Source organism: Acinetobacter sp. OYA S30, assembly GCF_033599315.1.
Taxonomy (GTDB): Bacteria; Pseudomonadota; Gammaproteobacteria; order Pseudomonadales; family Moraxellaceae; genus Acinetobacter; species Acinetobacter baumannii.
This window is the reverse complement of record NZ_JAWVAV010000005.1, coordinates 151,802-160,487: the sequence shown is the minus strand read 5'-3', so window position 1 is coordinate 160,487 and position 8,686 is coordinate 151,802. Positions and strand designations below refer to the sequence as shown.

At 40.2% G+C, this 8,686-nt stretch carries 6 protein-coding genes; 1 reads left to right on the top strand and 5 read right to left on the bottom strand.

Going from position 1 to position 8,686, the window contains the following annotated elements; translation table 11 throughout:
* The coding region (locus R5R67_RS04565) for an FAD-dependent oxidoreductase (protein ID WP_042053676.1) at positions 1-211 on the top strand (211 nt) is incomplete at its 5' end.
* A 53-nt stretch (positions 212-264) separates the two neighbouring features.
* Here the strand turns inward: R5R67_RS04565 and R5R67_RS04560 are convergent.
* The 5 genes from R5R67_RS04560 to dnaE all read right to left on the bottom strand — a co-directional run bounded on the left by R5R67_RS04560 (position 265) and on the right by dnaE (position 8,658).
* On the bottom strand, positions 265-2,271 hold the full coding sequence (locus R5R67_RS04560; RefSeq protein ID WP_000498039.1) for an esterase/lipase family protein: 2,007 nt from the start codon (positions 2,269-2,271) through the stop codon (positions 265-267).
* 116 nt (positions 2,272-2,387) lie between these two features.
* On the bottom strand, positions 2,388-3,329 hold the full coding sequence (locus R5R67_RS04555; protein WP_001009738.1) for an ABUW_2363 family tetratricopeptide repeat lipoprotein: 942 nt from the start codon (positions 3,327-3,329) through the stop codon (positions 2,388-2,390).
* Between the two features lie 103 nt (positions 3,330-3,432).
* The gene (gene cysE / locus R5R67_RS04550; protein WP_000917698.1) at positions 3,433-4,248 is read right to left on the bottom strand and encodes a serine O-acetyltransferase; all 816 of its coding nucleotides are present in this window, start codon (positions 4,246-4,248) and stop codon (positions 3,433-3,435) included.
* Complete coding sequence (locus R5R67_RS04545; protein WP_000051404.1) at positions 4,241-5,080, bottom strand: RNA methyltransferase; 840 nt, start codon at positions 5,078-5,080, stop codon at positions 4,241-4,243. Before R5R67_RS04545 ends, cysE begins: the two co-directional genes overlap by 8 nt.
* 14 nt (positions 5,081-5,094) lie before the next feature.
* Positions 5,095-8,658 carry a DNA polymerase III subunit alpha gene (gene dnaE, locus R5R67_RS04540; protein WP_001160989.1) on the bottom strand — a complete coding sequence of 1,188 codons (3,564 nt, stop codon included), beginning with the start codon at positions 8,656-8,658 and terminating at the stop codon, positions 5,095-5,097.
* Between the last annotated feature and the right edge of the window lie 28 nt (positions 8,659-8,686).

Sequence of the window (8,686 nt, the reverse complement as noted above, 5' to 3'; positions counted from 1 at the left end):
TCCAAACACTGACTTCTTAAAAGACAGTGAGGTTGAGTTAACCAACCGTGGCGAGATCATTGTTAATGACCGCAACGAAACCAATGTAAAAGGTGTATTTGCTGCAGGTGACTGTACCACTGTACCTTACAAGCAGATCATTATTGCTACAGGTGAAGGCGCTAAAGCATCACTCTCTGCGTTTGATTACATCATTCGTTCTGGGCAGTAAAATCTAACCTAAAACAAAAGAGCCAAAGGATATCCTTTGGCTCTTTTTATTTTTTATGGTTTATACAAACCATGTTCAACTAAATGCTCTCGTAAAATACGACGTAGTTCTAATACGGCTTGTGGTGTTAACTGAATGGAGTGTCCACCCGGTAGAACTTTCTCAGATTTAGCACCTTCTAAGTGAGCACTTTTATAGGGAACAATACCATCGGTAATTACATTTGGATCATCACTTTTGGTAATGTTGCCCATAATTGAGTGGAAGATTAACCCTTGATGGGGATTAATATTCTCAGTGAGTTCCATAAATTTAGATTGATGGCTTAAGTCGCTTGGTCCATTTTGAATCAGGCCATTATCAATATTATTCAAGAAATCTTTAATATCTAAATTTTCTGTGGTGAGCGAAGTTGCAACAGCTGATAAAAAAGCACCCGGTAAGCGGATAATTTTACGTGCTGCCAAGGTAAACCAACGATCTGCATAATCAGTACCTCGGTGTGGCGATGCCAAGAAAATTGCACGATCAAAGTTACTAATTGAATGCATTTGCAGCCGTTCAGTCACCATAGGATGTTTCTTAAAACGGTTTTGCTGACGGATCGTCATCATCTCCAAGGCAGGTTTAGTAATATCAGCATCACTTACAAGTAAACGGCTAATAATTCCTCCCATACTATGACCAACAAGCACCGCATCATGCGCGGCAGGATCACTTGGGTTTAACGAACCGAATGCTTGTTTCAAAAGGGCATAAATCTGGAACCGGCTTTCCAAAATTGGCATATTGGTCGAGTAGAAAACTTGCCAAACTTGATAGTTATCTCTTAAAACAGTATCGCCCATGACATCGTTAGTGAGTGCAATCCATGCCTCAGGACTACTTGCCAAACCATGGACCAACACAATAATTTTTTTGTTTGGATTATAAGGTTCAAGCATATATAAATGCGGCATGGTTAAGTGCTGATCACGATCAATCAAGCTTAAATAAGCCGCTACACCTAGGTTGTTTTCAGCTAACCATAGACCATAAGGAGCTGAGAAGTTTGCAGCTAAAGGATATTGCTTACCAGCGACATTAATATTATCGGTTCGATAAGGATCATAAACCCGAATTACAAATTCTGGATCATTAATAATTTCTTGAACGGTTTTAGCATGTTTAGGCTCTGCAACAATAGTTGCTGCTAAATAACGTGCATGGTGAATATTAGGATTTACACCATTTTTATAGCTGTAATTGAGGGGATCTAAAATGTATTCATTAATATCTTCTTTGCCTGAACTCGGGAAGACAGCCACAAATTCGGAACCGAAACCATCACGACGGTTGATTGTTCTTAAACCTGAGAAATTTAAGTTATAACTTGAAATTAATTTTTCTAATTTTTGGCCAGATAATTGTCTATGAAACTCAAAATCAATTGAATATACACTCTTACCAATATGGATTTGTGGCTCTACCACATTTTTTTGTGGATACCTTAAATCATACACACTGACCATTTTGGCAATCGCTTGATTATAGAAGTCGCGTATCTGAACTTGTCTATTATCAAAAATACGATCAGTTGGCTGACGTTTTGTAAAAAACAGATAAGCATAGCTATAACGGATACTCTTATCGAGTAGACTTAACTGTTGATCTAAGCATTCATCATATTTATTTTGAATAACTTTTTGTTCTTCAGTTGGCTTATGTTTAGTGAAACGACTAATTTTACATTCAGAAGAATCTGACAAAGCCATTGCTTTCGCCAGATACATTTCACTTGCAGCCGATAACAGCTGTTCATCTAAAATTTGGGGCAGATTTTTAAGTTGATTAACACAAGTATCAGGAGAGTCTGTACAGGCCTTAGCTTCTTGCCCTGACATAGACAAAACGTTAAGACTTGCTTCACTTAGTTTATCTTGGGTAAGAATACTATTACGCTCATTTGCAATAGTAACGTTGAGAGCTTGTTGCTTAACATTGACGACCTGACATCCACTCAGGATTGAACCGAGGAGTATGACCGTGAAGAGCGCTGAGTTTCTTTTTCTAACAAACATTATGGTCAAATATGTGGATCAGTAATATGCTGATCATACAAATTTTAAAGTATTTTTCAATTGATCAAACATAAAAAAAGGGCTATCAAATCAGCCCTTTTTTAAAGTTTAAGTGCTTACTTTTTTGTAGCTGCGCTTGGGGTAGCAGAAGACATAGCAGGGTTTGTTAAAACTTGCCATACATTCCAGCGACCTTGTTTTTCAATTTCTTGAATTAAACGGTCTGCTACTTCAGCTTCATCAGGGTATTTAACCTTGTAATTTTTTAGAGTTTGAATCGCATTCTTCTTTTGTTCCATTGCAATATAGTTATTTGCAGCGGCTAAATATGCTTCCTGAACATTACCTTTAATAGCTTTATCTAAATACGGAATAGCCTCACGTTGACCACCACCTTCAGACAAACCAAAACCAAACCAGAAATTCGCTTCAGCATCATCTGGATTAATTTTTAAAAGTCTTTGTGCATATTCTAAAGACTTAGTGGTATGAGCAGTACCTAAATCAAGGTTACGGGCAAGTACACTTGCTTTAAAAGCACGAATAAGAATATCAAATGAAGCATCTGGATTAGCAGCTAAAGTATCTAAGCGCTGAGTAACTTCCTTAAGTTTGCTTTCAAAGCCTTTACGTTCTTGACGGTCAGTAAAACGAGGCGGATAGTGACGCGCTTTACCTTCAACAAGTTGTAAGAAGTCATCAATTTCAGTTACATCAATTTCATTATCGCCCGCTAAAACTGCGTATTTCATTGAACGTTGTGAGTTGTTGACTGTAGGTACGATCAATTTATTCGTATCTAATGTAAGTGTTTTGGTTGGATCGTCCTGACGAGTTACAACCATTTTGGTTACAGGCTGTGCAGCAGCTTCTTTTAAAGCAACTTCAAATGCAGGCGGAGCATCATAATTAAATGGGTTTAATGCATAAAATGGAGGTGTAAGCTCTGGTTCCTTAAAAACAAACGGCTCAATTTTTTGTTCTTTTACAGGTGCCATGGTACACGCTGTTAAACTTGAGGTCGCAAGAAGGATATATGCCAAAGGCTTAAAATTCATAGGATCTTCCGTTCATTTTATAAAGTTAAATAAGGTACAACAAGTCTAGGAAAACCTAAACCGACATGCAAGGGTAAGCGTGTTACATTATGAATCAAGAATATTACGTTTTTGATGTCTTGTTTTGCGCACCGCATTCACGACGAACTTCTTCAAGAATTTTTAGCTCTTCATCACTAAAAGGCTGTTCATCTTGACTTTCTTTTTTGAAAGTTGGGTCAAGTTCGGACAAACGCTGGCACAAATTATTCATACGCGTTTCATTGTGCTGAATACGGTCAAGTAAAACTCGCATTCCTTCTAAAATTGGGTCAGATTGATCAGCAGTAGTCGCATACGGAGCAAAACCAATACTTTGTGCATAATCACGGCGACGTTCTTCATCTTTATCTTTAGTTTTGTCGGCATCTTTATAGATATAACGTGCAGGGTTACCAACAGCTGTTACACCAGCAGGAACTGCTTTTGTGACTACAGCATTTGAACCAACTTTGGCGCCTTTACCTACCGTAAATGGACCTAAGATTTTCGCACCAGCACCAACAACCACGCCATCTTCTAAAGTTGGGTGACGCTTACCTTTATTCCAAGTCGTACCACCTAAGGTAACACCGTGGTATAGCGTTACATCATCACCAATTTCAGCAGTTTCACCAATTACAACGCCCATGCCATGATCGATAAAGAAGCGTTTGCCGATTTTAGCTCCAGGGTGAATTTCAATACCCGTTGCAAAACGACTAAATGACGAAACAAAACGGGCGGTACCTTTGCAATCTTTTTTCCACAATTCATGTGCAAGCCTATGCAAAAGTAAAGCGTGTATACCCGGGTAAGTGGTAAGTACTTCGAGTGTATTTCGTGCAGCAGGATCTCGCGCGAATACAGCCTGTATATCTTCTTTAAGCTGTTTAAGCATTGGATTGATCCTCCTTGTCCGATGATGCTTTTTTCCATTTGCCGCTTGTGAGGGCTTGGACTCGACTAAAAATACCGCGAAGTAAATGATATTCCATACGATCTAATTGTATACGACCAAATAAACGACGCAAGCGTAAAGGTAGTAAACGTGGATTTTCTGGATCTAAAAATTCAATTTCGGTGAGCATTTTTTCCAAATGAGGGTAGAACTCTTCCATTTGCTGCTGAGTCACTAACGGCTCATCCCATTGCATGCTTTGACCTTGAGCAAGCGGCATTTGCCCAGCATCAGAAGCAACTTCTTTTTGCTCTAATACCGACATACGAAGTTCATAACAAACCACTTGAATCGCTTGAGCAACGTTAAGTACACCATAGTCCGAGTTTACAGGAATAGTAAGGTGATAGTTTGCCAAAGCCAATTCTTCATTGGTTAAACCGCGGTCTTCACGTCCAAAAACGATCGCAATTTGTTGTCCTTGAGCAGTCGCCTTGATTGCTTCTTTTGAAGCAGGGCGAACATCTAACAAAGGCCATGGAATAGTACGGCTTCTTGCACTTGTCCCGAAAACTAAATGGCAATCTTTAATTGCTTCTTCGAGTGTTTCAACAATTTCAACCTGTTCTAATAAATCTTGTGCACCAGCAGCAAGCGCCTGAATATCTGGATGTGGATACGTTTTTGGTGAAACCAGAACCAACTTACTCAAGCCCATCGTTTTCATTGCGCGTAAAGCACTGCCAATATTAGCCGGTAAAGTGGTATTGACCATGACAATACGCACTTGTGCTAATTGTTTTGACACGGCGGTGTCGTCAAACAAACTCATAAGATTTCCAGAAATTACGAATATTGAGAAACTTCGCTTTGGTATGAATCCAATGCATCATCAATAGTCATGTCCACAGGAGGTGAGGCAACAGGTTGTGGACGAACAGGTTCTGCTGCTTTAGCTGCCTTAGATTTTACCTGATATTCAATATGAATATTATCCTTACCGAAGTAATCTCTTAGTTTGGCAAGAAGTTCATCTAAAGGAGCGACTTTCCATTGTGGGCCAAGCTGAAGCTCAGCCTGAGCATATGGTTGGTCAATCTGTAACTGTATTGCAATATGCTGATGCATATCGACATTACAATAAGGTAATAATATATTTTGTAGATCTTTTGCCAAACTTGGTTGCAATAGATCATGGGTTAATTTGATTTGAATACTATTGGCGCGTTTTTGTCTGATTTCATTTAAGCTAAACGCTTTGTTCAAGCGTCCCATTGGACGATCAAAACCTTCACGCTCATAGATCTCGCCTTCAAAGACGACTACGCGCTCAACTTGAATAATATCTTTAAAGCGTTGGAAACGTTCGTGGTTACAGCTGACTTCAATACGTGCTGTTCCGTCGTCAAGTACAATAACAACACGGTTTGGGAAATTCGCTACATCAAGGACGAGTCCTGCATAAACAGTCGTTACACCGCGACGAGTTGCGGTAATTTCATTAAGTTTTGCAGGAATAAACGCTTTGAGTTCTTGACGATAAACATCAATTGGGTGACCTGTTAAATATAGTCCAAGCGTATCTTTTTCGCCTTTGAGACGAACTTCATCACTCCATGGCTTAACAGGTTTAGCTGGTTTACGTTGAACTTCTTCAACTTCACCAAATAAGTCCATAATACCGCTTTCACGGTTACTACGTGCCTGTTCGGCAGCTTGTACAGCTTCTGGCAATTGAGCCATTAAACTTGAACGTTCAATACCTAAACAATCAAGCGCACCAGCACGGATAAGTGCTTCTAAGGTTCGTTTATTGATTTTTTTCAAATCAATACGATGGCAGAAATCAAATAGGTCAGTATAAGGCCCTTGTTGGCGACGTGAGTCAATAACAGACTGCATTGCCTGTTCACCAACACCTTTAATTGCCCCTAAACCATAAACAATGGTTTTATCATCGCTCGCATGGAAATGATAAGTCGACATATTGACTGATGGCGGTAAGACCTCGAGTCCGTTATTTCGGCAGTCATCAATCAAAAATACGACACTGTCAGTGTTCTGCATTTCCGATGACATTACTGCTGCCATAAATTCGGCAGGATAGTGGGCTTTTAACCATGCTGTATGGTATGCAACAAGCGCATAGGCTGCGGCATGTGATTTGTTAAAACCATAGCCTGCGAACTTTTCCATATAGTCGAAGATATGGTTAGCTGTGCTTTCATCAATACCTTTTTGTCCAGCACCCTCAAGGAAGATTTGGCGCTGTTTCACCATTTCTTCAGGTTTCTTTTTACCCATTGCACGACGGAGCAAGTCGGCGCCACCGAGTGTGTAACCTGCACAAATCTGTGCAGTTTGCATTACCTGTTCTTGGTAAACCATAATCCCGTAGGTTGGCTCTAATACACCTTCAAGCAATGGATGAAGATACTCAAATTCTCCACCATGCATACGGTGAATAAAGTCTGGGATCAGATCCATCGGACCCGGACGATATAAAGATACGAACGCAATAATTTCTTCGAATTTACTTGGACGCGCTTCTTTAAGCATTCGTTTCATACCGACGGATTCAAACTGGAATACCGCGGTTGTATTTGCATCAGCAAAGACAGAATAAGCTTTAGGGTCGTCAAGAGGGACGTGTGAAATGTTTAAAGGATCATTGCTATCGCGGTTTTTATTAATATTTTGAATAGCATCTTCAATAACGGTTAAGTTACGTAGACCCAAGAAGTCGAACTTTACGAGACCTGCAGCTTCTACATCATCTTTATCATACTGTGCTACGCGGTTAGTACCGTCTGCGTCACAAAGCACAGCAGAGAAGTCGGTAATTTTACCGGGTGCAATAACAACACCACCGGCATGTTTACCTGTATTTCTGGTAATACCTTCTAACTTTAATGCCATTTCCCAAATTTCGCTGGCATCATCATTATCTGGGTTGGAAGGGTTGGTAACAATATCTTTAAGCTGAGGTTCCATTTCAATCGCAGTTGCCAAATCCACACCAAGTGGCTTAGTTGGAACCATTTTTGAAATACGGTCAGCTAGACCATAAGACTTCCCTAAAACGCGGGCAACGTCACGAATCGCACCTTTCGCAGCCATCGTACCGAACGTTGCAATCTGAGACACCGCTTCACGGCCATAAGTACGTGATACATAATCGATCACACGGTCACGACCTGCGATACAGAAATCGACGTCAAAGTCGGGCATTGATACACGTTCCGGGTTTAAGAAACGTTCGAAGAGTAGGTCATAACGAAGTGGATCAAGATCTGTAATTTTTAAGCTATAAGCTACTAATGAACCTGCACCTGAACCACGACCCGGTCCAACAGGGACACCATTGTTTTTCGCCCATTGAATGAAGTCCATGACAATCAGGAAGTAACCAGGGAATCCCATTTTCAGGATGATTCCGACTTCATAATCTATTCGTTCATCATATGGTTTACGAATTTCAGGCCAGTCTTCACCACGCTTTTCGACAGGGTAAAGGTAATTTAAGCGCTCTTCCAAACCTTCTTTTGATAAGTGCTCAAAATAGGTATCGATGGTAAAACCATCAGGAATTGGATACTCAGGTAAAAAGTAAGTGCCGAGCTTTAAAGTGACATTACAGCGTTTAGCGATTTGATAGGTGTTTTCAATAGCACTAGGAATATCTGAGAACAGCTCAATCATTTCATCAGAAGTTTTGAAATACTGCTCTGGACTATATAAGCGCGGACGTCGATCATCTGCTAAAACATAACCATCTGCAATACATACACGAGCTTCGTGCGCTTCGAAATCTTCTTTTTCAATAAAGTGCACATCGTTGTGTGCAACAACACCAACATTATATTTAGCTGCAAGTTTGGCAGCTTCTTGAATAAAGTCTTCTTCGCCAGGACGATCAGTACGTGTTAAGGCTAGATAAACACGATTACCAAACTTTTCAATCCACTCTTCAAGTAAAGGTTCTGCTTTTTGCGGGTTAGATGAGCAAAGCATTTGCCCAACATCACTATGTTGGCCAAGTAAAACAATAATATCTTGATGCTGCTCTAGGACCCATTCTTTTTGTACACAAGGGATACTGAGTTGTTGACCTTCAATAAAGCCACGCGAAACAATTTCGGTCAGTCCTTTCCATCCAATATCACTCATTGCAAGCAAAGTTGCACGATGTTGGGCATCATTAAGACGAATTGTACTACCCAAAATAGGCTTAATGCCTTTCTTAAGGCAAGAGTTATAAAACTTTACAGCAGCATGAAGGTTAGATAAGTCGGTAAGTGCCAGCGCAGGCATTTCATCCTTTACCGCAGTCTTGACCAAGTCGGGTATGCGAACAATCGACTCTGTAATCGAAAATTCTGTGTAAATACCGAGATGAACAAACTGCATAAACCAATCCTTAATGCGACCGCAGCAT

Coding starts and splice junctions, on each gene's coding strand:
- R5R67_RS04560 (WP_000498039.1), bottom strand. CDS start 2,271: ATGTTTGTTAGAAAAAGAAACTCAGCGCTCTTCACGGTCATACTCCTC.
- R5R67_RS04555 (WP_001009738.1), bottom strand. CDS start 3,329: ATGAATTTTAAGCCTTTGGCATATATCCTTCTTGCGACCTCAAGTTTA.
- cysE (WP_000917698.1), bottom strand. CDS start 4,248: ATGCTTAAACAGCTTAAAGAAGATATACAGGCTGTATTCGCGCGAGAT.
- R5R67_RS04545 (WP_000051404.1), bottom strand. CDS start 5,080: ATGAGTTTGTTTGACGACACCGCCGTGTCAAAACAATTAGCACAAGTG.
- dnaE (WP_001160989.1), bottom strand. CDS start 8,658: ATGCAGTTTGTTCATCTCGGTATTTACACAGAATTTTCGATTACAGAG.